The 23900-nt window shown below is 67.4% G+C and carries 21 protein-coding genes; 7 read left to right on the top strand and 14 right to left on the bottom strand.

What is annotated here, in order from left to right:
- Positions 1-1032: a DUF1338 family protein gene (locus tag GVL61_RS03950; protein WP_159977191.1), complete on the bottom strand. Its 1032-nt coding sequence runs from the start codon at positions 1030-1032 to the stop codon at positions 1-3.
- A gap of 219 nt (positions 1033-1251) precedes the next feature.
- On the opposite strand from GVL61_RS03950, the gene GVL61_RS03955 reads away from it, so the two are divergent.
- The gene (locus GVL61_RS03955; protein ID WP_159977193.1) at positions 1252-2061 is read left to right on the top strand and encodes an NAD(P)-dependent oxidoreductase; all 810 of its coding nucleotides are present in this window, start codon (positions 1252-1254) and stop codon (positions 2059-2061) included.
- A 65-nt stretch (positions 2062-2126) separates the two neighbouring features.
- Positions 2127-3176: a nitronate monooxygenase family protein gene (locus GVL61_RS03960; protein ID WP_159977195.1), complete on the top strand. Its 1050-nt coding sequence runs from the start codon at positions 2127-2129 to the stop codon at positions 3174-3176.
- A 39-nt stretch (positions 3177-3215) separates the two neighbouring features.
- On the opposite strand, the gene GVL61_RS03965 is transcribed toward GVL61_RS03960, so the two are convergent.
- The 5 genes from GVL61_RS03965 to zwf all read right to left on the bottom strand — a co-directional run bounded on the left by GVL61_RS03965 (position 3216) and on the right by zwf (position 11030).
- Positions 3216-6023, bottom strand: coding sequence for a phosphoenolpyruvate carboxylase (locus GVL61_RS03965; RefSeq protein WP_159977197.1), 2808 nt, complete (start codon positions 6021-6023; stop codon positions 3216-3218).
- Positions 6023-6649, bottom strand: coding sequence for a bifunctional 4-hydroxy-2-oxoglutarate aldolase/2-dehydro-3-deoxy-phosphogluconate aldolase (eda, locus tag GVL61_RS03970; protein WP_159977199.1), 627 nt, complete (start codon positions 6647-6649; stop codon positions 6023-6025). The genes GVL61_RS03965 and eda overlap by 1 nt, the downstream gene beginning before the upstream one ends.
- Positions 6646-7620, bottom strand: coding sequence for a glucokinase (gene glk, locus GVL61_RS03975; RefSeq protein WP_159977201.1), 975 nt, complete (start codon positions 7618-7620; stop codon positions 6646-6648). Before glk ends, eda begins: the two co-directional genes overlap by 4 nt.
- 20 nt (positions 7621-7640) lie before the next feature.
- Positions 7641-9467 carry a phosphogluconate dehydratase gene (gene edd, locus GVL61_RS03980; RefSeq protein WP_159977203.1) on the bottom strand — a complete coding sequence of 609 codons (1827 nt, stop codon included), beginning with the start codon at positions 9465-9467 and terminating at the stop codon, positions 7641-7643.
- 120 nt (positions 9468-9587) lie between these two features.
- The gene (zwf, locus tag GVL61_RS03985; RefSeq protein ID WP_159977205.1) at positions 9588-11030 is read right to left on the bottom strand and encodes a glucose-6-phosphate dehydrogenase; all 1443 of its coding nucleotides are present in this window, start codon (positions 11028-11030) and stop codon (positions 9588-9590) included.
- Positions 11031-11352: 322 nt separating this feature from the next.
- Here zwf and GVL61_RS03990 point away from each other — a divergent pair, with 322 nt between their 5' ends.
- The gene (locus GVL61_RS03990; protein WP_159977207.1) at positions 11353-12342 is read left to right on the top strand and encodes a cell wall metabolism sensor histidine kinase WalK; all 990 of its coding nucleotides are present in this window, start codon (positions 11353-11355) and stop codon (positions 12340-12342) included.
- A gap of 72 nt (positions 12343-12414) precedes the next feature.
- Here GVL61_RS03990 and GVL61_RS03995 read toward each other — a convergent pair whose 3' ends face one another.
- From GVL61_RS03995 to GVL61_RS04015, 5 genes are all read right to left on the bottom strand, one after another.
- Complete coding sequence (locus GVL61_RS03995; RefSeq protein WP_159977209.1) at positions 12415-13053, bottom strand: class I SAM-dependent methyltransferase; 639 nt, start codon at positions 13051-13053, stop codon at positions 12415-12417.
- A 119-nt stretch (positions 13054-13172) separates the two neighbouring features.
- Positions 13173-13517, bottom strand: a complete 345-nt coding sequence (arsC, locus tag GVL61_RS04000; RefSeq protein WP_159977211.1) for an arsenate reductase (glutaredoxin) — start codon at positions 13515-13517, stop codon at positions 13173-13175.
- 11 nt (positions 13518-13528) lie between these two features.
- The gene (locus GVL61_RS04005) at positions 13529-14062 is read right to left on the bottom strand and encodes a (2Fe-2S)-binding protein (protein WP_159977213.1); all 534 of its coding nucleotides are present in this window, start codon (positions 14060-14062) and stop codon (positions 13529-13531) included.
- 46 nt (positions 14063-14108) lie between these two features.
- Positions 14109-16142, bottom strand: coding sequence for a TonB-dependent receptor (locus tag GVL61_RS04010; protein WP_159977215.1), 2034 nt, complete (start codon positions 16140-16142; stop codon positions 14109-14111).
- Positions 16143-16226: 84 nt separating this feature from the next.
- Positions 16227-16934, bottom strand: coding sequence for a fumarylacetoacetate hydrolase family protein (locus tag GVL61_RS04015; protein ID WP_159977217.1), 708 nt, complete (start codon positions 16932-16934; stop codon positions 16227-16229).
- 98 nt (positions 16935-17032) lie between these two features.
- On the opposite strand from GVL61_RS04015, the gene GVL61_RS04020 reads away from it, so the two are divergent.
- On the top strand, positions 17033-17602 hold the full coding sequence (locus GVL61_RS04020) for a YqgE/AlgH family protein (protein WP_200844837.1): 570 nt from the start codon (positions 17033-17035) through the stop codon (positions 17600-17602).
- Between the two features lie 57 nt (positions 17603-17659).
- Here the strand turns inward: GVL61_RS04020 and GVL61_RS04025 are convergent, their stop codons facing one another.
- The 3 genes from GVL61_RS04025 to hemC are packed head-to-tail and all read right to left on the bottom strand — an operon-like array spanning position 17660 to position 20272.
- A complete protein-coding gene (locus GVL61_RS04025; RefSeq protein ID WP_159977221.1) occupies positions 17660-18565 on the bottom strand; it encodes a hypothetical protein in 906 nt (301 codons plus the stop codon).
- Between the two features lie 7 nt (positions 18566-18572).
- Entirely contained in the window at positions 18573-19283 is a 711-nt protein-coding gene (locus GVL61_RS04030) for a uroporphyrinogen-III synthase (protein ID WP_159977223.1), read from the bottom strand.
- A gap of 23 nt (positions 19284-19306) precedes the next feature.
- Complete coding sequence (hemC, locus tag GVL61_RS04035; protein WP_159977225.1) at positions 19307-20272, bottom strand: hydroxymethylbilane synthase; 966 nt, start codon at positions 20270-20272, stop codon at positions 19307-19309.
- A gap of 44 nt (positions 20273-20316) precedes the next feature.
- On the opposite strand from hemC, the gene tsaD reads away from it, so the two are divergent.
- From tsaD to GVL61_RS04050, 3 genes are read left to right on the top strand one after another with little or no spacing between them, the layout of a single operon-like run.
- Entirely contained in the window at positions 20317-21351 is a 1035-nt protein-coding gene (tsaD, locus tag GVL61_RS04040; protein ID WP_159977227.1) for a tRNA (adenosine(37)-N6)-threonylcarbamoyltransferase complex transferase subunit TsaD, read from the top strand.
- Entirely contained in the window at positions 21348-22349 is a 1002-nt protein-coding gene (locus GVL61_RS04045; RefSeq protein WP_159977229.1) for an NAD(P)H-dependent glycerol-3-phosphate dehydrogenase, read from the top strand. The genes tsaD and GVL61_RS04045 overlap by 4 nt, the downstream gene beginning before the upstream one ends.
- A gap of 26 nt (positions 22350-22375) precedes the next feature.
- Complete coding sequence (locus GVL61_RS04050; RefSeq protein ID WP_159977331.1) at positions 22376-23884, top strand: lipopolysaccharide biosynthesis protein; 1509 nt, start codon at positions 22376-22378, stop codon at positions 23882-23884.
- The last annotated feature ends 16 nt before the right edge of the window (positions 23885-23900 follow it).

The raw sequence follows: 23900 nt of genomic DNA on the forward strand, positions 1-23900 counted from the left end.
TTACGCGCTCCTCGTCACGGCGAAGATGCCGGTGGCGTTGCCGCTGTCGAAGGTGAGGTCGAGCTTGCCGGTTTCGGGGTCGATATCGCGGGTGATGAATTCGTAGAACGAGCCGGGCACGTCCAGCGATGTCTCAACGCCATCGGCCAGCCGGAAGGGCCGGGTTACCTTATCGGCCAGGATCGCGGTCTGGCGCACGCGGCCATTGCGGGAGATTTCTACGGCGGGCTTGAGGGGGTAGCCGGCGGCTTTCAGTTCCTCGGAATGGGCCTGCACGTCGGTAACGCGGGTGGTCGCGTGGTTGAAGGCATTGCCCTCGGTGGCGATCCAGGCGCCCTCCTTGCTGTGTTCGAGCAGGGTCTGGTAATCCTCCAGCGCGGGGGCGGGATGCTGGCGGGCGAAGGCGGCCAGCGCGCCCTTCAGGATCGTGATGCCGTCCGCGATGGTGCAGTCGCTATGCCGCCCGATCGCATTGAGCGCGAGCCATTCCGCTTCGCCGAGCGGGTCGCCAGATGCGCCGAAAATCTTCGCGGCTGCGTCCTGGGCAGGCTGGGGCAACCGGTCGATGTGCAGTTCGGACACGAAGAACTGCGGAACCGTCTCGGGCAGGTCGGTCTGCACGAAGGCGCGGCCGGTCATGGTCAGCGCGGGCAGCGGGTAAAGGCCGCGCACTTCGTAGCCCAAAGGCGCGAGGAAGCGCAGGAATGCCTCATGGCCCGAAGGCAGGGCGCCGGTCTCTCCGGCGATGGTGCGCAGGGCGCCGTGGTCGAAGACGATGGCCTCGCCCTTGTCGCGCATTTCGCCGACATAGCGCGCGGCGGTCGGCACCCGGTCCAGCAGGTTCAGGAACAGCGCCGCGTTGAGCGCCATGGCGACTTGCGCACGGCTTGCGCGGTCATTCGATCCAGCGAGCGCAGGGTCGATTTCCAGCGTGTCCAGCACCCATGCGGCGCGTTCCTCGCCGACGATGGGGGCGAGCAGGTCGCGGAGCGTTTGCAGGTCTTGCGCGGCGGTGCGCGAGGCTAGGGCCATGCCATCCTCGTTGTAAAATTATTGCGTCGTAGCGAAACATAGGAAAGCGGGCCGCCGAAGTCCATCGTAGTGATTGAGGTGATGAAACCCGGCGAAAATCGGCTGGAAATGCCGGATTTCGTCCCGGCGTGCCGCCCCGACGATGGTGGGCGGAGGGATGCTGGACAGTGGCTGCGGCGCGCGCTCTGCTTGGAAAAACGGGGACGAGGAGAGACGCATATGACCGGCATCCGCACAGGCTTCATCGGCATCGGCAGTCAGGGCGCGCCGATGGCGTACCGGATGCTGGCGCAGTTCCCGCTGACCGTCTGGGCGCGGAGGCCCGAAGCGGCGGAAGGGTTTGCGCAAAAGGGCGCCGGGGTTGCCGCCAGCGTCGAGGAACTGGGCGCCGGCTGCGATCATGTGGGGCTTTGCGTGGTCAACGATGCGGATGTGCTCGATATCTGCGCCCGGCTGGTCCCCGCGATGAAGCCGGGCAGTCTGCTCGCTCTTCACTCCACGGTTCTGCCGCAGACGGCCGATGCCGTGGAGGGGCTTTGTTCACGCCGGGGCATCGCGATGGTCGATGCGCCGGTCAGCGGCGGCGCGCCCGGTGCAGAGGCGGGGACCATGACGGTGATGTGCGGCGGCTCGCGCGCAGCTTTCGAGCAGGCGCGCCCCGTGTTCGAGAGCTTCGGCAAGCTGATAGTCTTACTCGGCCCGGCGGGCGCAGGGCAGAAGGCCAAGATCGTCAACAACGCGCTGATGGCCGCGAACATGGGGCTGGCGCAGGCGGCCCTGCAGGCGGGAGAGGCGCTGGGCGTGGAGCGAGGGGCACTGGCGGAGCTGGTGAATGCCAGTTCGGGGCGCAGCTTCGGCTTTGAGGTCTATGCCCGCATTCCCGAGCCGCGCGCGTTTGAACATGGAGCAAGGATGCTGCTCAAGGACACCGATTTGCTGGCCGCGATCCTGCCGGGCTCCCCCGATACCGCGATCCTGGAAACTTCGGCCAAATCGTTCCTGCTGCAGGCGTCGGGCGGAGCAGACTGAACTCTTCCCGTTCGCTGCCGCGCGCCTATATCGCATCGGGATGCCATACCGAACGAGAGGACGCGATGACTTTCCTTGAGCGGCTCGACCTGAGTATTCCGCTGATCCAGGCGCCGATGGCGGGCACCAGCACACCTGAAATGGCGGCGCAGGTTTCAAACGCCGGTGCGCTGGGCTCGATCGCGGTGGGGGCGACCGATGCTGCCGGCGCGCGCGAGATGATCGCCGAGGTGCGGGCGCGCACGGCCAGGCCGTTCAACGTCAACCTGTTCGTCCATGCCGCGCCCGTTGCCGACGCCGGGCGCGAGGCGGCGTGGAGCGAATGGCTGCGTCCGCTCTTCGCCGAATTCGGGGCGGAGCCGCCGGCGCAGCTGCGATCAATCTATCGCAGCCTGCTGGAGGACCACGAGATGCTCTCCCTGCTGGTGGGGGAGGCGCCGCCGGTCGTCAGCTTCCACTTCGGCCTGCCCTCGGGCGAGGCGATCCGGGCGTTGCGCGAGCGGGGCGTGGTGCTGCTGGCAAGCGCGACCAGTCTTGACGAGGCGCGCGCTGCCGCAGCGGCGGGGATCGACGTGGTTGTCGCGCAGGGCATCGAGGCGGGTGGTCACCGGGGCATGTTCGATCCTGCAGGCCCTGACGCGCAGTTGGGCACCATGGCGTTGACCCGGCTTCTGGTGCGCGAGGGTTTGCTGCCGGTGGTCGCGGCGGGCGGGATCATGGACGGGGCGGGGATTGCCGCTGCGCTCGATCTTGGCGCGGTGGCGGCGCAGATGGGGACCGCCTTTGTCGGCTGCCCGGAGTCCGCTGCGGATGATGCCTACCGCGCCGCGCTGGCGGGGGCGGGGGCCTATCATACAACGCTGACGCCGCTCATTTCAGGGCGCCCGGCTCGGGCGCTGGCTAACCGGTTTACCGCTCTGGCCGGAAACCCGCCGCTTCCCGACTATCCGATCGCCTATGACGCCGGGAAGGCCCTCAACGCCGCCGCCAAGGCGCGCGGTGAGTATGGGTTCGGGGCGCAGTGGGCCGGGCAGGGGGCGCCGCTGGCGCGGGCGATGCCGGCGGCGCAGTTGGTTGAGGTCTTGCGTCAAGAACTCGCGATGTACCGCAAGTAGGCTCCCCTCCCCGAGACTGGCTCGGAGAGGGGCTTTGCCTCATCCGTGGGCGCCGAACTCGTTCGCCAGCGCCGTCGTGATGCGCAGGCTCAGCGCATGGGAGCGGGCGATCGGGTCGATGTAATCCTGATGGATGCCGGCATAGCCCGTGGCGCTGGAATCGGGGTAGTCACTGGGCGCTTCCACCGCGAAATCGCTGATCGAGGGGAAGTGGACCGGGAAGGCGCGGCGCAGCTGGGCCAGGCCGTCCTCGACGCGCAGGGTGAAGAACATCTCCAGCACGTCGTCGCGGCTGATGTCGTTGGCGCGGCTGAAGGCCGGGACCATTACCGCCCGCAGGAACATGTGCTGGAACAGCGCGATCCTCAAGGAATGCAGCACGCCGAGGCTGCGGCGGGTATGCTCGCGGTCCTTGAGCGGGGCTTCGTCGGGGATCAGGTCCAGCAGGCGGTGCAGTTTCAGCGCATCGACGCGCAGGCGCGAGGCGAGGCGGCGGTAGACGCCGGTGCGGTCGTCCTTGGTCAGATATTCGGCCAGCTTGAGGCAGGCGTCGGAAATCTGCTGCTCGTCGCCGCGATAGGGGCGGCTGGCCCAGTAGGCGGAGTTGAACAGTTCGCCGTAAGCCGACACGGTCTTGATCGAGGCGAGCGCATTGGCCGCTCGCGCCAGACGCACGATCTGCCGACCGCGCGCGCTGTCACGCAGCAGCCCGGCGATTTCCTCGCGGTTACCGTCCGCCGCCGTGCCGATGCCGGCAATCACGTTCACTGGATAGCCGAGCTGCTGCAGGATCGCATTGTGCGGGATCGCGCGAATCTGGCGCAGGCTCATCGTGCGGTCCGAGGCGAGGTCGGACTGGCGGCGGGCCTTGCGGCTGCCGGTGTCGTTCAGCAAACCCAGCCCGAACGCCGTGATGGCACGGCTATAGGTACTCGATTCCAGATGCTCGTGCTGGATGCTGCGGATTGCCCGGTAGAAGTCGAGGCTGAGGTCGGTGCGGCGATAGAACGGGTCGGTCGGCGCGCCCACGTCCGCGGCCCACAACGGCCTCTCGGTCATGCGAGTGAGGGTGGCGAGCGCCAGTTCATCCGAGCCGAACCAGAGGTAGCCGTCGCCGCCCTGGAACGAGACTTCGGGTTCCAGCCGGATCGATGCGCGCAGGAAGCGGCGGCGCGCCCAGGGGGACATCTGCCAGTCGAACCGGTCGTCGATGGACGAGGGGTGGCAGCCCCGGCCCATCGATTCGCCACCGGTGTTGAAGATCAGCGCGCAGACGTCGGACAGGCCGTTGGCGGCCATGGCTTCGGCAAGGCGCCCCTGCAGACGCTCGATCGCCAGAGCGGCGGGAACCTGTCCAACGAAGCGGCCGGCGTCGGAGAAGCCGGTCTGGATCGCCACGCGGCCGCGCTTGCGGGCGTAGTCGCGGTAGGCTGGTTCTGCCAGCACCGCATCGAGGAAGCGGCCGCCGTGTTCCAGTGCGGTTTCAGTCTCGAACAGAGGCGAGACGTCGACCTTGTCGTCGATCCCGAACATGCGCGCGAAATAGAGCGCGGCGAGGACAGTGGTGGGTTCCTCGCACTCGGCCACCAGCATGCGGATGGGCGAATCGGCGTCGATGTGGCCGAGGATCTGCGCCATCGCCAGGAACTGGCGCACGGCGGTGCTGTTCTCGATCGCCAGCGCGGCGAAATTCGAGGTGAGCGGCTTCACTTCGGCCAGCAGTTCGCGCATCCGCACCAGAGCGGCTTGGCTGGCAAGGCTGAGCTTGCCGTCAGGGTCGATGCGGCGGCGGATCGCGTTCTGCAGCTGCGAGGCGTTCACGCGGAAATGGATCCAGCCCATGCCAAGGCCGTCGCCGCGCATCGCGGCGGCGGCGACGAGGAGCGTGCGGGCCTGATCGTGGTCGGCGTGGCGGGCGTCTTCCTCTAGCCGGGTGATGACCGGTTCAAGGCTGACGATCTTGTCCGGGTGCGCGGCGGTCAGGCCATTGGCGGCGGCGGAAAGGGCTTCCGGGTCGCTCAGGTCCCGGGCGAAGGCGGCGGCCATCTGCGCGGTGTGTTCTTGCGCGCGGGCAAGCTGCGCGGCCAATTCGGGCGCGGCCTTTTCGAGGGCGGCGGCGTAGCCGGCAAGGCGCTCGGCCTTTTCCTCGAGCCGGTAGCGGATCGAAGTCGACCACGAGATATCGGTGCGGCCGTCCATGTCGTAGCCGACCCAATGGGCGAAGCGCACTGGCATCGGGTTCAGGCCCTTCCAGCGCTTGGGCCAGCGGGCGGCGGCGATGTCGAGCAGGTGGCCGGTGATGCGGTCGCGGGCCTTCTGGCCGCGTGCGATGGCGGCCATCGCGGCGGTATGCTCGCTATCGAGAGTGATCGTATCGCGCGCCGGGGATGCGGCGCAGACCGAGGCCTCGCTGAAATCGCCGGTCGATGCCGAATGCGCGACCGATTCGGTCTGCGCGGCGTTCAGCAGGAAGGTTGGGTGGGCGGTGAAGACGACATGTGCGGCCGGGCGTTGCCAGCGCACCGCGAAGGCGCTGAAATCGTCGTCCTGCGCGATCTTCGCGGCGGCTTCATCGAGAAGCTTGTCGTTTTCGGCAATCGGTACGGTTTCGAGAATACGGTCGAGCCGGGCGGCACGGGCGCGCAGCCCCTCGCAATCCATCTCGGCGACGAGCGCCTCGATATGGTCGAGGGACATTTCGCCGTTTTCTAGAGCCCGCGACAGTTCCAGGCCAAGCTGGAACACGGGATTGAAAAGCGGCGTCTGCGCGGTGAGCTTGTGTAGCTCCTTGAGGCGCGCGTCGAGTTGATCGACGGTGCGCAGTTCCAGTTTGCCCGGCGCGCCCATCAGCGTGCGAGCCCGGCAGCGACGCGGGCGGCGGCTTCGATCTTGGCCGCATCCGGTTTGCCCTTGGGCACCATCCAGCTGCCGCCGACGCAGAGCACAGCGTCGAGGGCGAGCCATTCGGCCGCGTTCTCGGGCGTGACGCCGCCGGTGGGGCAGAACTTCGCGGCGAATAGCGGGGCGGAGATCGCCTTCAGCGCGGGCGGGCCGCCTGCGGCCATCGCCGGGAAGAACTTCAGGCGATTGAAGCCCATTTCCAGCGCCAGCATCACGTCGCTGGCATTGGCGGTGCCGGGGAGGAAGGGGACGCCTGCGTCAAGCGCGGCCTGGCCCAGCGTGGGGGTGAGGCCGGGCGAGACGATGAATTCCGCGCCCGCGTCGAGCGAGCGGGCAAGGTCGTCCGGGGTCAGCACGGTGCCGGCGCCGACCATGGCGCCAGGAACCTGCTTCATGATGCGGATCGCCTCGATCGCGCATTCGGTGCGCAGGGTCACTTCCAGCGCGGGCAGGCCGCCGGCGACGAGCGCCTCGGCGATCGGCAGGGCGTGTTCGATGTCCTCGATCACCAGCACCGGGATCACGGGGGCAAGGCGCATGACCTTTTCGACGGCAGCAGACATAGTGGTCATGACAGGTGTTCCCTTGCAAAGGCTGCCGCTGCGCCGAACAGGCCGGGCTGCGGATGAGTGATGAGCTTGACGGGCAGGGTGGCCATCAGGCCGGCGAAGCGGCCCTTGGCGCGGAAGCGTTCGGCGAAACCGGACGACTGGATGGTATCGCGGATACGGTATCCCAAGCCCCCTGCGATGACGACGCCGCCGGCGCCGTGCGCGAGGGCATAGTCACCCGCTGCCGCGCCAAGCGCAAGGCAGAACCGGTCTACTGCGGCAACGGCCATGCTGTCCTCGCCGCTTGCGGCGGCAGTCCAGATTTCCACGTCGGTCTTCTCGTGGACGGCCTTGTGCTCCATCGCCGCCAGCGTGGCGTAGATGTCGACGATGGCCGGGCCGGAGACGACGCGCTCCACCGAGACGCGGTTGTGGCGTTTGCGCAAGCGGGCGAGGATCGCGTCCTCGATCAGGTCGAGCGGGGCATAGTCGATATGGCCGCCCTCGGTCGCCTGGACGTGGTAGCCGCTTTTGCCGTCCTTCCACAGGTGCGCCACGCCAAGGCCGGTGCCGGGGCCGAGGATGCTGAGCGTTCCGGTGGTCGGCAGCGGTCCTTCGGGGCCGGTGAGGTGCAGGAAATCATCCTCGTGCGCGCAGGCGACGGCGTGGGCCACGGCGGCGAAGTCGTTGATGATGGTCTGGCGCGTGGGGCCAAGCATCTCCTGGATCTTGGCGGGGCGCAGGATCCAGGGGTTGTTGGTGAACTTGATGACCTCGTTGCCCACCGGGCCCGCGACCGACATGGCGACGGCATCGGGCAGGGTGCCTCCGTTCATGTCGCGGAACGCCTGCCAGGCAAGCTGGAAGCTGCCGTGGTCCTTGGTGTGCAGCGTGGCCGGTTCGCCCAGGGTGATGGCGCCGTCATTGGCAATGGTGGCAAGCGCGAAGCGCGCGTGGGTGCCTCCGATGTCGACGGTCACCAATTCGGTCATTTTCCGCTCCGTATTGTCACTCACAGCCCGGCCAGCTCCAGCATCGAGGAGCCGCCTTGCTCGGCGCCGCCCGCGTTCATGCGGAACATCGCGAAGAGTTCGCGGCCCATGCCCACTGCCGGGGGCGGGGTCGGCGCAGGCTCGCGCGCGGACAGGTCCGCCGTGGTCGACAGCGTGCCGTCTTCGGCGCAAAGGCGCACGATGTCGCCGTCCTGCAGGTAGGCCAGCGGGCCGCCGCCTAGCGCTTCCGGGGTAACGTGGATCGCGGCGGGAACCTTGCCCGATGCGCCGGACATGCGCCCGTCGGTGACCAGCGCCACCTTGAAGCCCTTGTCCTGAAGCACGCCCAGCGGCGGGGTCAGCTTGTGCAGTTCGGGCATGCCGTTGGCGCGCGGACCCTGGAAGCGCACGACCACGATCACGTCGCGGTCAAGCTCGCCCGCCTTGAACGCCTGCGAGACGCCTTCCTGCGTATCGAACACCCGGCAGGGTGCCTCGATGGTCCAGCGTTCCGCATCCACGGCGCTGGTCTTGAACGTGCCGCGGCCCAGGTTGCCCTGCACCAGACGCATGCCGCCATCGGGCAGGAAGGGGTTGGAGACCGGACGGACCATCGTGTCGTCGGTGGTCTCGGGGATGGGAATCCAGCTCAGCTTGTCGCCGCGCATCACCGGTTCGCTGGCGTAGGCGGCCATGCCGCCTTCCGCCACGGTCAGTACGTCGCCGTGGGCAAGGCCCGCGCCCAGCAGTTCGCGGATCACCCAGCCGATGCCGCCGGCCGCCTGGAAGTGGTTCACGTCGCCCGAACCGTTGGGATAGACGCGGGTGATGAGCGGCACCACCGAGGATAGTTCGTCGAAGTCCTCCCAGTCGATCAGGATCCCGCCGGCGCGCGCCATGGCGGGCAGGTGGATCGCGTGGTTGGTCGATCCGCCGGTCGCCAGCAGGCCGGCGATGGCGTTGACGATCGCCTTCTCGTCGACGACCTTGGCCATCGGGCGATAGTCCTCGCCCTTGCGGGTCATGGCCGCCAGACGGTGCGTGGCCTCACGCGTCAGCGCCTGGCGCAGCGGCGTATTGGGCTGGACGAAGGCGGATGCGGGCACGTGCAGGCCCATCAGTTCCATCATCATCTGGTTGGAATTGGCGGTGCCGTAGAAAGTGCAGGTGCCGGCGGAGTGGTAGCTGGCGCTTTCACTGGCGAGCAGTTCCTCGCGGCCGACCTTGCCCTCTGCGTAAAGCTGGCGGGTCTTCTGCTTTTCCTTGTTGGAAATGCCGCTGGGCATGGGGCCGGCGGGCACGAAGATCGCCGGCAGGTGGCCGAAGCGCATCGCGCCGATGAACAGGCCGGGCACGATCTTGTCGCAGATGCCCAGCAGCGCGGTGCCGTCGAACATCGCGTGGCTGAGGCCGATCGCGGTCGACAGGGCGATGGTGTCGCGGCTGAACAGCGACAGTTCCATGCCGTCGAACCCCTGCGTCACGCCGTCGCACATGGCGGGCACGCCGCCGGCGACCTGCGCGGTGGCGCCAACTTCGCGGGCGAACAGCTTCATCTGGTCGGGGTAGCGGCCATAGGGCTGATGGGCGCTGAGCATGTCGTTGTAGGCGGTGATGATACCGAGGTTGATCGACTTGCCCGCCGAGATCGTGGCCTTGTCCTCACCCGAGGCGGCAAAGCCGTGCGCGAGGTTGGAGCACGACAGGAAGCTGCGGTCGGAATGGTTGTCCGCCTCGCGCTCGACCATGTCGAGGTAGCGCTGGCGGCTCGGGCGGGAACGCTCGATGACGCGCTGGGTCACGCGCTCGACCACCGGATTCAGGCCCGCCGGGTTGAGGTTGCTCATGGGTTCACTCCTGGTCTTTTGCGCGGCCCGGCTGATCCGTGCGGCCCCGTGTCCCTTGCAAACACGAGGCACGCATCAGCGGCCGATCTCAATTCGAAAGCATGATGCCTTTAAGGCAGCTTACTCGTGCCATGTGACGCCATTGCGCTCGGCGAGCGCGATGGCGGCCGAGGGGCCCCAGCTTCCGGATGTGTAAGTCTTGGGCGTCTGCTGCTGTTCCTCCCAGCCGGCCCGGATCGCGTCGATCCACTCCCACTGAGCCTCTACTTCGTCGCGGCGGACGAACAGCGTCTGGTCGCCTTCGATCAGGTCGAGCAGCAGGCGCTCGTAGGCGATGCGCCGCTGCGGCCCGGCGAAAGCGTCGGGCGTGGTGATCGCCAGCGGCACCGAGCGCAGGCCGTAACCATTGCGATCGAGTCCAGGAACCTTGGCCATCAGCGAGAGCGTGATGTTCTCTTCCGGCTGGAGTCCGATGACGAGCCGGTTGGGCACCGTGCGGGCGCCCCGACCCGTGAAGATCGAGTGCGGCACGTCCTTGAACTGCACGACGATCTCCGTCGTGCGCTTGGGCATGCGCTTGCCGGTGCGCAGGTAGAAGGGCACGCCCTGCCAGCGCCAGTTGTCGATATGGGCCTTGATCGCCACGAAAGTCTCGGTGTCCGATTCCTTGCCGAGTTCGTCGTCGTAGCCGGGCACGGCCTGGCCGCCGATGGCGCCCGCGCGGTACTGGCCGGTGACGGTTTCCGCCACGTCGACCTTGCGCAGGGAGCGCAGAACCTTGACCTTTTCGTCCCGCACGTTGGTGGCGTCATACGAAACCGGCGGCTCCATCGCGACGAGCGCGAGGAGCTGGAGCATGTGGTTCTGCACCATGTCACGCAGCGCGCCCGAATCGTCATAGTAGCCCACGCGCGATTCGAGGCCGACGGTTTCGGACACGGTGATCTGCACATGGTCGATATGCGCGGCATTCCACAGCGGCTCGAACATCAGGTTGGCGAAGCGCAGCGCCAGCAGGTTCTGGACGGTTTCCTTGCCGAGGTAATGGTCGATCCGGTAAATCCGGTCCTCGGGGAATGCGTGGTGGACTGCGTCGTTGATGACCTTGCTGGAGGCAAGGTCGATGCCGAGCGGCTTTTCCAGGCCGATACGCACGTTGGGACCGGCCAGACCGCTCTTTTCGAGACCATGGATGGTCGCCTCGAACAGGCTGGGCGCGGTCGACAGGAAGATCGACAGGCCGTTTTCGGGGGTGCCGACCTTTTCGGCCAATGCGTGGAAGCCGTCCATGTCGTTGGCGTCGAGCGACTGGTAGCTCAGCCGGTTGAGGAACTGGGCGATACCCCCGCGCCGGTTGGCGGGAAGGAACTGTTCGAGCGCTTCACGTGCGAAATTGCGAAAGCCCAGGTCGTCCATGTCGGACCGGGCGGTGCCGATGATCTCGATGTGCGAACCCAGAAGACCTTCCGCGTCGAGCGCGCAAAGCGAAGGGAGCAGCATCCTGCGGGAGAGATCGCCTGTGGCGCCGAAGAGGAGCAGGCGATCGGAAGTGAATTGTGTCACGGATACCTTTCCACCGAACGGTTGCGCTCCTCCTCGCTCCCGTGATGAACCAATGTCTGGTTGCCTGGCCTTACGCCCGTTCATCGACGTATGGGCCACGCAGATGCAGCATAGCCACGCCATCTGCGAAGCGCTAGCCCGCTTCGGGTGGCGAAAGCATGTTTTCCAAACTCACTACCAGCCGGACAGCCACGAAAATGTCATTTCCCGAACGTTTGAATACGAATGTTGCAACAAGAATGTAGTGAAACCATGTCACGCGCGCTGGATCGGCTTGCAAATTCGTCGCATGGCTGATCTGAACCACCGGAGAGATACGCGCATGAGCATCGAGGGCGTCCACCTCCTCGAACACCTCCAGACCCCGGCGATGATGGTATCGCGCGGTCAGGTTCGCTTCGCCAACAGCGCAGCGAAGGCGCTGCTGGGCGTGCACATCGTCGGCCAGGATGTGCGAATCGCCATACGCGAACCGCGCGCGGTTGCCGCGATTCTCAGCGAGAACGGCGGGTCGGCGAAGGTCAAAGGCCTTTCTACCGGCGGGTCGGTGTGGGAGGTCGACTGCAAGGTCGCCGGTCCGCACGAACGGATCGTCAGTCTCTACGATCTGTCGGAACGGGTCAGTGTCGCCAAGTCGCACGCCGATTTCGTCGCCAATGCCAGCCATGAACTGCGCACGCCGCTGGCCAACGTCATCGGCTATGTCGAAACGTTGATGAACCCCAAGGCAGGCGGCGATGAGGCCCTGCGCGGGCGGTTCCTAGGCACTATTCGCCATGAAGCACAGCGGATGCAGGCGTTGATCTCGGATCTCATGTCGCTCTCGCGCATAGAGGCGCTGAAGCACGAGGCGCCGCACGACAGCATCGACATGGTCGCCCTGGCCCACGAGGTCGCCGGTGAGTTTCGCGACGGTACGCAGGTCTCGGTGCGGGCCAACTGCGCTGCTGCGGTGATCGCGGGCGATCGGGGGCAGATGTCGCAGGTGCTGCGCAATCTCATCGACAATTCGCGCAAATATGCCCGCCCCGGCGGCCCCGTCGAGGTGTCGGTCGAGGCGGCAAGCACGGGCTGGGTGCTTGTTTCCGTGCGCGACGAGGGCGAGGGCATAAAGCCCGAGCATCTGCCGCGCGTGACCGAGCGTTTCTATCGCGCCGATACCAGCCGCAGCCGTGCGGCCGGTGGTACGGGGCTGGGCCTGTCGATCGTCAAGCACATCGTCGAGCGGCACCGCGGCCGCTTCGACATCGAGAGCCGCCCCGCCGTGGGCACGACGGCCTCATTGATGCTGCCGCTCAAGCCGGCTGAGTAACCGGCCCTTGCGTGCCGGGCTATGTTTGCGATGAAGAAGTGGAGTTGACGAAGGAGCGCCGGAAAAAGCGGCTCAGCCTTCGTCTTCGTCCTTCCAGCCCCACCACATGAAGCAGGGCGGCACGTTGATCGGTTCGATCGCATCGTCGATGCGCTTGAAGTGCTTGGCCATGTAGCTCTTTGCCTTGGGGCGGAACTGATAGACCAGGAATGCGCCGCCCTTGCGGATCACGCGGTAGGTGGCGGCGGCAATCGCCGGGGCCACGCCATCGGGCAGGGTCGAGAACGGCAGGCCGGACAACACGTAGTCCGCCTTTTCATGCCCGTGCGCCCGCACGATATCTTCTACGTCAGCGGCCGAGCCGAGCACCGCGACGAAGCGGCTGTCGCGGATCGTGCGGCGCAGGTAGTCGATGAAAAGCGGGTTGGTGTCGATCACCAGCAACATGCCGTCGCGCGGCAGCTTGTCGAGCACCGGCTGGCAGAACGTGCCCACGCCCGGTCCGTACTCGACGAAGAGCTTGCAACTGGCCCAGTCGACCCGCGACAGCATGCGATTGATGGTGAAGCGCGACGACGGGATGATCGAGCCGACCATCACCGGATTGCGCAGGAAGCCTTCGAGGAACACACCCCATGGCCCCATGCCTTGCTTGATCTTGCGTTTGATTCGCTGGGGCAGCGCCTCTCGGGCAAGCTCTGTACTGGTCATGCTGAGGAACGCTCTCGCAAGGTTATGATGTCATGAATGTGCCATGCGGTGGCAGATTGTCCGCGCCATTGCAAGGCGATGGGCGCCTTGGATGAGACGGGATGATAGGAAAACTCCCTTCAGAGAATCTCGTGGACGATGTCTTGGGGCCGGCACAGGCGTACGCCCTTGTCGGTTTCCACCAGCGGGCGTTCGATCAGCGCGGGCTGGGCGGCCATGGCATCCAGCACGGTCTTGTCGTCGGCGTCCGGCAGGCCGCGTTCGGCCGCATCGGTGCCGCGCATGCGCAGGCCCTGCTGCGGGGTGATCCCGGCGTCGCGGTAGAGCTGGTCGAGCTTTTCAGCGCTCGGCGGGGTTTTGAGATACTCGACCACGGTGACATTCACGCCGGGCGTTTCGTTGAGAATAGCCAGCGTCTTGCGCGAAGTGCCGCAGGCGGGGTTGTGCCAGATGGTGGCATTCATAGGGGTACTCCTTAGCGTTTCAGGGCGGGAACCGCGCGGGCCGCATCTTCGGGGGCTATGCCGGGGGCAGGCGCGGCGCTGATCGTGTCCTCGCGGCGGGCGACGGCGGCAGCGCGCTGCACCGCTCCCACCAGCCGCGCATAGACGCCGCAGCGGCACAGGTTGGGGATCGCGGCCTTGATCTCGGCTTCGCTGGGGCTGGCGTTGTGGGCCAGCAGGGCGGCGGCGCTCATGACGATGCCCGGGGTACAAAACCCGCACTGGATCGCCTGCTCGGCCACCATCGCCTGCTGCACCGGATGCGAGCGGTCATGCGAGAGGCCCTCGATGGTGACGACGAAGCGGCCCTCGCACTCGGCCAGGGTGATCAGGCAGGAACGCAGTGCAGCACCGTCGACCATGACAGTACAGGCGCCGCAATCGCCCACGCCGCAGCCGTATTTGGTGCCGGTGAGGTTGGCCGCGTCGCGCAGCGCCCAGAGCAGCGGCGTGCGCGGGTCCATCGCGAATTCGACCGGGCGGTCGTTCACGGTGAGCCGGGTCATGATTGGCTGGCCTTGGGCATGTTCGGCCGGTGCCTCAGCCGACGCTCTAGCGCAAGCCCACCTTGATCCCCGCCCACAGCGTGCGCGGTGCGCCCAGGTCGATTGAGCCTCCCTGATTGCGGGTGACGATGGTCTCGTCTGTCAGGTTCTCGCCGCGCAGCACCAGCGAGACGAAGCGGGTGACGGGCACCTGCGCGAACAGGTCCAGCGTGGTCGCGGCGGGCAGGACGTCGGTTTCGAGGTCGTCCTCGAACTGCGCGCCGGTGCGCCGCACGGTAGCGGCAAGGCGCCAGCCATCGCGCGGCGCCCATGCTACGGTGCCGCTGGCGGCGAGCTTGGGCACCTGTGCCGGGCGAAGACCGTCTAGCGCGCTTTGCACCCCGCTCGCCTCGACCTTGGCGTCGGTCCAGGAAAGCGAGCCGGAGAGGTCGACGCGGCCCAGCTTGAGGTCGGCGCTGGCCTCCACCCCGCGCGCCCGGATGGCGTCGACGTTCTGGCGCTCGCGAATCGTGGGGCTGAGGGTGACGTTGGCGACGGCGTCCTTCAGGCGGTTGTCGAAAGCGGTCACCGAGACCGACAGGGCTTGCGAAGGATGGAAGTCCACGCCCGCCTCATAGCCGCGCAGGCGCTCGGGCTTGAGGTTGGCATTGGCCTGAGTGGTTACCGGGAACACCACGAAGGGCCGGTACAGTTCATTGAGCGTCGGCAGGCGCAGGCCCGAATAGGCGGCGGCGCGCAGGGATAAGGCGGGCGCGATGTTCCACACGATCCCGCCGCGCGCATTGCCGCTCCAGCCGTCGCGGTCGGCAAAGCGGGTGTCGCGGTTGACCGCGCCGCTGGCGCTCAATTCGCGGTAGAAGCCGTCGCGGATGGTCCAGCGGTCGGCCCGCGCGCCGGCGGTGACCACGAACTGGCCGAGCGTCCAGTCGTCCTCAATATAGAGGCCGAGGTCCGACTGCTTGCCGCCCGCGCGGCGGAACGCGGTCGCAAGGCCGGTCACGGCGTTATAGGGCAGTTCGACCAGGTGGCCGCTCGACAGTTTGATGTCGGCGCCCAGCCGCAGGACATGGGCCTCGCCCACCGGCGGGCGCAGTTCGGCCTTGCCGCCTATCGCCAGCGTCGGCGTTTTCTTCTGGTCGAGGGTCTTTTTGTAGTTGGTCGAGCTGATGACCACGTTCGAAAAATCCTGCGCCTGGACAAAGCCGAGCACGTCGAACTGCCAGTCTCCCCGTCCGACGAAGCGCAGCGATCCCTGCTGGCCGGAGGAGGTCGAATCGGCACCCTTGAAGCGCAGCGTGCGCTGGTCGTCGTAGACGAGGCCGGATGCCTGCACTTCGACCGTATCGCTGAGCGGTGCGACCGCGCGCAGCGAGCCGGACAGGCTTTCATAGGCGGCGCGGGCGGATGCGGCGACGCGCTGGTCCCTGGGCGTAGTCCAGAAGCCCTGGCCCCGGTCCCATTGCACCGAGGCGACGACGAAGCCTTCGCCAAGGCGCGGGGCGATGGTGAGCGCGCCTTGCGTCTCGCCCCGATCGTCGACCAGCGCGGAGCCTTGCAGCGGGCCGATCTGGTCCGGGCCGGCGCTTTCCATCTCTATCGTCCCCGAAACCGCGCCGGTGCCGAACGCGCCCATGCCGCCGCCGCGCGTCACCCGCACCGAGCCGAGCCGGTCGGGGGCGAGCGCGCTCAGCGGAATATAACCGAAGAACGGATTGGCCACCGGCACGCCGTCGAGCAGCACCTGCGCCCGGCTGGAGGCATTGCCGCCCAGTGCGCGCAGGGTGACGCCTTGGTTGGACGGATTCGAGGCGCGGCTGTCGGCCCGGCGGAACTGCTGGAACCCCGCGACTGAGGCCAGCACGTCCTCGATCCGGCCCGAGGCGCTGGAGGCGAGCTTGTCGCGCGCTATGGTCTGCACGTCATAGGCGGGGGTGGCGGGGCCTTCGCGCAGGCCCCGGCCGGTCACGACGATGGGGGCCTTTGGTTCGCCTGCATCGTCCTCGGCGCGGGCCGGGGCCGCAGCGAGGAGGGAGACGAGGGTGAGGAGCGGGAGAGCCGCAAGCCGCCGGTTCGCAATCATGTGATTGTCTTAAGCCAACGCCTGCCGCTGGCAAGGCGCGGCAGGCGTTGGCCAAGGGTACAATCGGAGCGGCGATCTGTCGCCCTACTCCGCTGCGCCGATCTCCAGCCGCACGGGCGTAAGGCCGTCGATGGTGCCTTCCAGCACGTCGCCGGAGGCAACCGCGCCCACGCCGGCCGGGGTGCCGGTGTAGATCAGGTCGCCGGGTTCGAGGTGGTAGAGGCGCGAGAGGTCGGCGATCAGTTCCGGGATCGACCAGATCATGTCGGACAGGGTGCCGTCCTGCTTGGTGGCGCCGTTCTGGGCGAGGGTGATGCGCTGGCCGGCGACCGCGCCGAGCTGGTCGGCCGGGGTGATCGCCGCCATCACCGCGCCGTTCTCGAAGTCTTTGCCGGTGTCCCAGGGGTAGCCCTTGGCCTTGGCGGCGTTCTGCAGGTCGCGCCGGGTCATGTCGAGACCGCACGCGTAGCCGTAAACCGCCGCCATCGCGTTTTCAGGCGCGACGCGGAAGGCAGGCGCGCCGATGGCGACGACCAGTTCCATCTCGTAGTGGCAGTTCGCGGTGCCGGGCGGATAGGCGATCGTCTCACCGGAAAGGCACAGCGCGGCGGGGGCCTTGTTGAACCAGATCGGCGCTTCGCGGTCGACGGCATTGCCCAGTTCAAGCGCGTGGGCGGCATAGTTGCGCCCCACGCAGAATATCCGACGCACGGGATAGCGGGCCTCGACGCCGGGGATGGGGCCAAGGACAGGAACTGTGGGAACGGCGGGCAGGTCGAACAGCAGGGTCACGGCGGGCAGTCTCCTTTTGCGGGGGACATAGGACGCCCGGAGGCATCGTCAAAGCGCTCTCTCTTGTTGGGCTTGCCGTGCCGGGCTCCTGGCTTAGAATGCGGGGCGTGACAGCTGAACAGTACCTATCGGGACGTATCCTTCTCGCCATGCCCGGCATGTTCGATCCGCGATTCGAACGGTCGGTCAACGTGATGTGCGTCCACGACGAGAACGGCGCGCTGGGCATCGGCATCGGCCATGTCCGACAGGGCGTGCGCTTCCACGACGTGCTGGAGGAACTGGGTATCGACCCCGGCGTCTCGCCCAATCGCGAGGTCATGAACGGCGGCCCGGTAGAACCGGGGCGCGGGTTCATCCTTCATTCCACCGATTGGGGCGGCACCGATACGATCGCGGTGGAACCGATTTGCGCGCTATCTGCCTCGATGGACGTGCTGCGCGCCATTGCCGAAGGGCGCGGCCCTTCACAGTGGATCATGGCGCTGGGTTATGCGGGCTGGGGCGCAGGACAGCTGGAAGGCGAAATGCGCCACCACGGCTGGTACGCCGCCGAAGGGCATCGCGAAGTCCTTTTCCAGACCCCGCCCGAAGGCCGCTGGATGGCGACATGGCGGGCGGAAGGTATCGACCCGGCCTTGCTTTCGAACGAGACCGGGCGGGCTTGAGCTGCCGGAGGGGCGGAGAACCGTTACCCCGAACAGGTTTCCGGGGTAACGCGCCTTTTATTCCACCACCGCTTCCGTAGGTTCGCCCATCGGCGCGGTCGGCGCCAGGGGGCTGGGTTGGTCGACCGACTGGCCGGCACCGTCCTGAAGCCGCGCGGGCTCCAGCATCGCGGTCGTTTCCAGCAGGTCCAGCGCCTTCTGCGTGGCCTCGAAGCGGCGCGCGTCGGCAATCCAGGTGTCGGCGGCGTCGGCACCGGGGAGGCGCTCTACTTCGCCGATGGCATTGTCGATGCGGCGGGCGGTAAGCATCACGCGGGCGCGGTCGATCCGTGCCGCCGGGCTGGCCAGGGCGCCCGAATCGCGGCGCACCACGAACAACGAAGTTACCTCATGCCGGGCACGGTCCCACAGGCTTTCGTCGCTTTGCGTGACGGTCAATTCGGGCGAGAGTGCTTCGAGGCGCGCCGCAAGGCCGTCAATGGTGACGGGATTGCGGGCGAAATCGATCACCGTCTGCACCGCGCGCGGCTGGGCGTTCATAAAGCGCAGGCGTAGCTGGTCGGCGACATGACCCAGCGGCTCACCGCGATCGACCATGCGCCGCGCGGCGAAGGCGATCAGCAGGCCTTCCGCGCGTCCGGCATTGCCGGCGGCGGCGTGGGTCTGGACGTCGAGGCGCGAAAGGCGATCCTCCAGCATGGCAAGCCGGCCCTCGACTGTGCCGATCGCGCTCATCTGCGCTTCGGTGGACGGCGGCGGCGCGACAGGCTGCGCCGCAGTGATCGGCGCCTGGGGAGGCTGCGGTATCAGCGTTGCAAGATAGCCGCGCGTCGCCAGCCAGGCGACCAGCGCGGCGCCGAGTACGAAGGCGATCAGCGCGACGAACAGGGTCGGCCCCGCCGACCGGGTTCGTGGCGGCGGGGCAGAAACTGGTGGAGTGAGGGGTGCGGAAATGTCCTGCATCAAGCCCTTAATTTGGCAAATGGTGTCCCGAGGCGGCTTCTTGGCACATCCGTGCGGCCAAGGCCAGCAGAGCGGCATCGTCGGGACTTTCGGCGCATTGGAGGTCGGCCCAGCCTGTCCCCGCCCGAGCCGAGACGCGCGGGCCGATGGCGGCGAGGCGGATGTGCGCGCGCGCGATCCCGGCTTCGTCGCAAAGCGTCGAGAGATGCGCGGCGGCCTCTCCCGAATGGAGCAGGGCCAGGGCGGGGCGGGTCAGCAGCGCGCCCATGCCGTCTGGCAGGGGCCGGGGTTCGCTTGCGTAGACTTCGCGTGTGATGATCTCGGCGCCTTTCGGGGTCGCCAGCTCGATCCGCTCGCGCCCGGCGAGGCGCAGCAGGCGGCGATGGGCGGGGTCGAGCGCGGATAGCATGTTCTGGAGGCCGCCCTTGCCGGTGGCGATCACGTCCAGCCCGAATTCGCGTGCAGCCCGCGCAGTGGTTTCGCCCACGGCATAAGCGGGAAGGCCGCGATAGGCGGTCAGCGCCGTGCCGCCGTGGCGCAGGGCATTGGCGCTGCCCAGCAGCAGGGCGTCCACCTCGGCGCGGGGGACGGGCTCCCATGGCAGCGCGCGAATTTCAAACAGTGAGAAGACATGGGCGGTCATGCCCGCCGCCCGCGCAGCCGCGAGCGTGGTCGAGGCGCCGGGTTCAGGGCGCAGGATCAGGATGGGGAGAGGCATGGCACGCTCTGCCTCCGCGCGGCTCATTGTTCCGGGGCCGGCGCTCCGGCGAAGTGCGCGGCGATCGCGGGCACCGCGCGGGCGAGCAGGTCTGCGGCGAGGTCCAGCGGGCCTCGCCTATCGTCTGCCGGGAAGCGGGTCTCGCCGGTGACATGTTCGGCGCCGTCCGGGCTGTATAGCGCGGCGCGCATGACGATGTCGGTGCCTTCGCACCGGGTCAGCACCGCGATCGGGCTGTGGCAGCTGCCGCCAAGTCCCGCCAGCAAGGCGCGCTCGGCCAGAACCTGCGCGCGGCTTGGTGCGTGGTCTACCGCGGTGAGCAAGGCGCGTGTCCCCTCGTCGTCGGCGCGGCACTCTATCATGATCGCGGCTTGTGCGGGGGCGGGGAGCCAGTCCTCGGCGTCAAGGGGGTGGCCAGTGCCGGTCTCGCCCAACCGGTTCAGCCCGGCGGCGGCGAGGAATGTGGCGTCGGCTTCTCCTGCCGCCAGCTTGGCGAGGCGGGTTGCTACATTGCCCCGGAAAGTGACCACGCGGCAGTCCGGCCGGGCGTGGAGAAGCTGCGCGGCGCGGCGCGGCGCGCTGGTGCCGATCACGGCGCCTTGCGGCAATGCGGCGATGGAGGCGGCGCCGACCAGCACGTCGCGCACGTCCTCGCGCGGCAGGATGGCGCCGATGGTGAAGGCGTCCGGGCGGATCGTCTCGACGTCCTTGGCGGAGTGCACGGCGAAGTCGATTTCACCCGTCGCCAGCCAGGCGTCCAGTTCTTTTGTCCACAGGGCCTTGCCCCCGATCTCGGCCAGAGCGCGGTCCTGGATGCGATCGCCGCTGGCGGTGACGGCAACGATCTCTATATGCGCGGGATCGATGTCGTGGGCACGGGCAAGCAGGGCCTGCGCTTCATGCGCCTGCGCCATGGCAAGGGGCGATCGACGTGTACCGAGGCGAAAGCGCCTCTCAGGAATGGAATCTTGGTGTTTATCTTCGGTCATCGGTCGCTTGTGCTACCCGGCAATGTCGTTCAGGGGAAGCTAGGATGAGCATAGTTCTCGGCATCGAATCTTCTTGCGACGAGACCGCCGCGGCGCTGGTTACCAGTGAACGGGTCATCCTTGCCCAGCGCATCGCCTCGCAGGACGAGGTGCATAGCCCTTACGGCGGCGTTGTCCCCGAGATTGCTGCACGCGCCCATGCCGAGCGTCTTGCCCCCCTGATTGCCGCGACTCTGGCCGATGCCGGGATGACGCTGGATGATGTGGACGCCATCGCTGCCACTGCCGGGCCGGGCCTGATCGGCGGCGTGATGGTCGGCCTGGTCACCGCCAAGGCGCTGGCGATGGCGAGCGAGAAGCCGCTGATCGCGGTGAATCACCTCGAAGGCCACGCCCTGTCGCCGCGCCTTGCCGACGCGGCGCTCGAATATCCCTATCTGCTGCTGCTCGTCTCGGGCGGTCACTGCCAGATTCTGCTGGTAGAGGACGTAGGTAAGTTCCGCCGCCTCGCCACCACCATCGACGATGCGCTGGGCGAGGCATTCGACAAGTCCGCCAAGGTGCTGGGGCTGGGCTATCCCGGCGGTCCGGCGCTGGAACGGCTGGCGCTTCAGGGCGATGCGAAGAAAGTCAGCCTGCCCCGGCCACTGAAGGGTTCGAAAGAACCGCACTTCTCGTTCGCCGGGCTCAAGAGCGCGGTGTTGCGGGCCAAGCAGTCGGGCGAGCATAGCGATGCGGACATCGCCGCTTCGTTCCAGCAGGCCGCGATTGACTGCCTCCTCGACCGTTCGCGGCGTGCTCTTGCCAATGTCGGTCCGCTCAACGCGCTGGTCGTCGCTGGCGGGGTTGCCGCCAACAAGGCGATTCGTGCCGCGCTCGAAGGGCTTGCCGCACAGCATGGTCTGCCATTCATCGCGCCGCCACTTGCGCTCTGTACCGACAACGCGGCGATGATCGCCTGGGCCGGGCTGGAGCGACTTGCGCGCGGACAGTCCGATCCGCTCGACGTGGCGGCCCGCCCGCGCTGGCCACTGGACCCTGAGGCCGAAACAGTTCGCGGTGCGGGAGTAAAGGCATGAGTGCTGCACGAATTGGCGTCATCGGCGCAGGTGCCTGGGGCACCGCACTGGCGCAGGCGCTTGCCAGCGATGGCAGTGAAGTCCTGCTCTGGGCGCGCGAACCGGAACTCGTCTCCGCGATCAACGCCGAACACCGCAACGCGCTTTACCTTCCGAGTGCCGTGCTGGCGGCGAAGGTGCGCGCCACCAACGATCTTGCCGATTTAGCCGCTCTGCCTGCGCTGCTGGTGGTCGTGCCAGCCCAGTTCCTGGCGTCCGTCATTGCCGGACTGCCGGAAGGTGATCGCGACCTCGTCCTATGCGCCAAGGGTATCGAGGCGGGCACCGGACGGCTCATGAACGATGTCGCCGCGCAGGCTTGTGCGGCAGAGCGGCTGGCGGTCCTGTCCGGGCCGACGTTCGCGCATGAAGTTGCCGCGGGGCTGCCTACCGCAGTCACACTCGCCTGTGCTGGCGGGCGCGATCAGTGGGAGCGGCTGTCCCCGCTGATAGCGCGGCCCATGCTGCGACCCTATTATTCCGACGATGTCACCGGCGCCGAGATCGGCGGGGCAGTGAAGAACGTCCTCGCCATCGCCTGCGGCGTGGTCGAAGGTCTGAACCTCGGCCAGAACGCCCGCGCGGCGCTGATTGCGCGCGGTTATGCCGAGATGCTGCGCTTCGGGCTTGCGCGCGGTGCGCGGGCGGAGACGCTGTCGGGACTGTGCGGGCTGGGCGACCTTGTCCTCACCTGCTCGTCCACCTCCAGCCGCAATTTCTCGCTCGGCCTTGCACTGGGGCAGGGGCTGACCGCCGCCGAGGCGTTGTCGGGCAAGAACAGCGTCGCCGAGGGTGCCGCCACCGCGCCGATTTTGGCGGACCTTGCCCGCCGTGACGGTATCCAGATGCCGATCGTTGATGCCGTGGCGCGTCTGCTCAGCGGCGCGGCGCCGGCCAGTGAAGTCGTCAGCGACCTGCTCGCCCGCCCGCTGCGCGCTGAACAGGAGCCCGCTCTTTGAGCGACACGCCGACCCCCAGTACTGTCATTTCCAGAGCCGAAGCGACCCGCGAGGAACGCCAGCAACAGGATATCGCCGCGCTCGCCAAAGGTGGACGTACGAACCTGTTCGGCTTCTTTCTGCGCCTTGCCGCGCGCATTCCCTTCCTGTTCATCGCAGGGCGTGCCGCTGCCTATGGCCCGGCCGCGCTGGGCCGTTTCGCCTCGGCGCTGGTCCTGATCGAACTCACCTCAATGCTCTGCACCATGGGCGAGAAGCGCGGCCTCGCGCAGCGCCTGTCGCAGACCGAAGGGCAGGTTCACCCCGCCAACGTCATTGCTGATGGTTCTATCATCGCGGCGATCTCCAGCGTTTCGGCGGCCGCGTTCTTCTGGTTCGTGCCGGGACTGCTGTTTCCCGGCGGTCACTATACCTGGATCGACCGGCTTATGGTCCTCGCCCTGCCGGCGATGACGATGACCGAGATCTGGCTGGCGGCGCTGGCATACCGGCTGCGGGTGACGCCCACCGTCTGGTCGCGCGCCATCGTCGAGCCGTGGACGATCTCGATCATGGCCGGCGCGATGATCTGGCTGGCGCCCGAAAGCGGGCTGTCGATCGCCTATATCGCCTCGATCTACGCCGCGGCGTTCACTGCGTTCATCCCCTTCTTTCGCGAATACGGCGTACCGCGCGGCTGGCGCCCGAAACTGCGCGGCATGCGCAAGCTGGCACTGCATTCGCTGCCTATTGCGCTGGCGGATGCTATCGAATGGGGCACCCGCCGCGTCGACATCTTCCTGCTGGGCTTCCTCGCCCCACCGGCGGCGGTCGGCATCTATTACGCGGCGCAGCAGGTGGCCAGCCTGCCGCAGAAGCTGAAAACCAGTTTCGAGCCGGTGCTCGGGCCGGTCATCACCCGCAACCTCAAAGAGCGCGACTATGGCGCCATCGCCCGGCAGGTGTGCCAGGTGGGCTTCTGGATCACCGCGTCGCAGGCCGGCATTGCGCTGGCGCTGGGCATTCCGGGGGCAGGGGTCATGGGCCTCGTGGGCCGCGAATTCGTGGGCGGCACCGGGGCGCTGGCATTCCTGCTCGCCGCCGAAGTAGTCGCTGCCACTGCCGTCGTCAGCGAGGCGGCGCTGGTCTACGTGGCGCGGGTACGCAACTTGTGGGTCTCGCTCGCCACGATCAGTTTGCAGGCCGTGTTGACGCTGGGCGGCATCCTGCTGATGCAGCGGCTGGGTTACAACTCGCTGTTCCAGGCGGCGGCGGCTGCCATCGCTCTGATGGTCGCACTGGGGATCGCCTCGATCGTCAAGTCGGTGATGCTCTCGCGCATTCTGGGCGAACCGATCAACAACTGGCGCTGGGCGCTGGTCTGGGCGGCTGCTCCGGCGGTCGTCATCGGGTATCTCACCCACCGGTTCCTGCCTGAATGGGCGGCCTTGGCGCTGGGTATCCCGGCGATCCTGGGCTCGTATTTCCTGGTTATCTGGAAAAAGGCGTTCGGGCCGGAAGACCGCAAGCTGTTCCAGAAGACCAAGCCCGCGTAAAACCTTGATCGCGCGG

It is taken from the genome of Novosphingobium sp. 18050 (genome assembly GCF_902706195.1).
Classification (GTDB): Bacteria; Pseudomonadota; Alphaproteobacteria; order Sphingomonadales; family Sphingomonadaceae; genus Novosphingobium.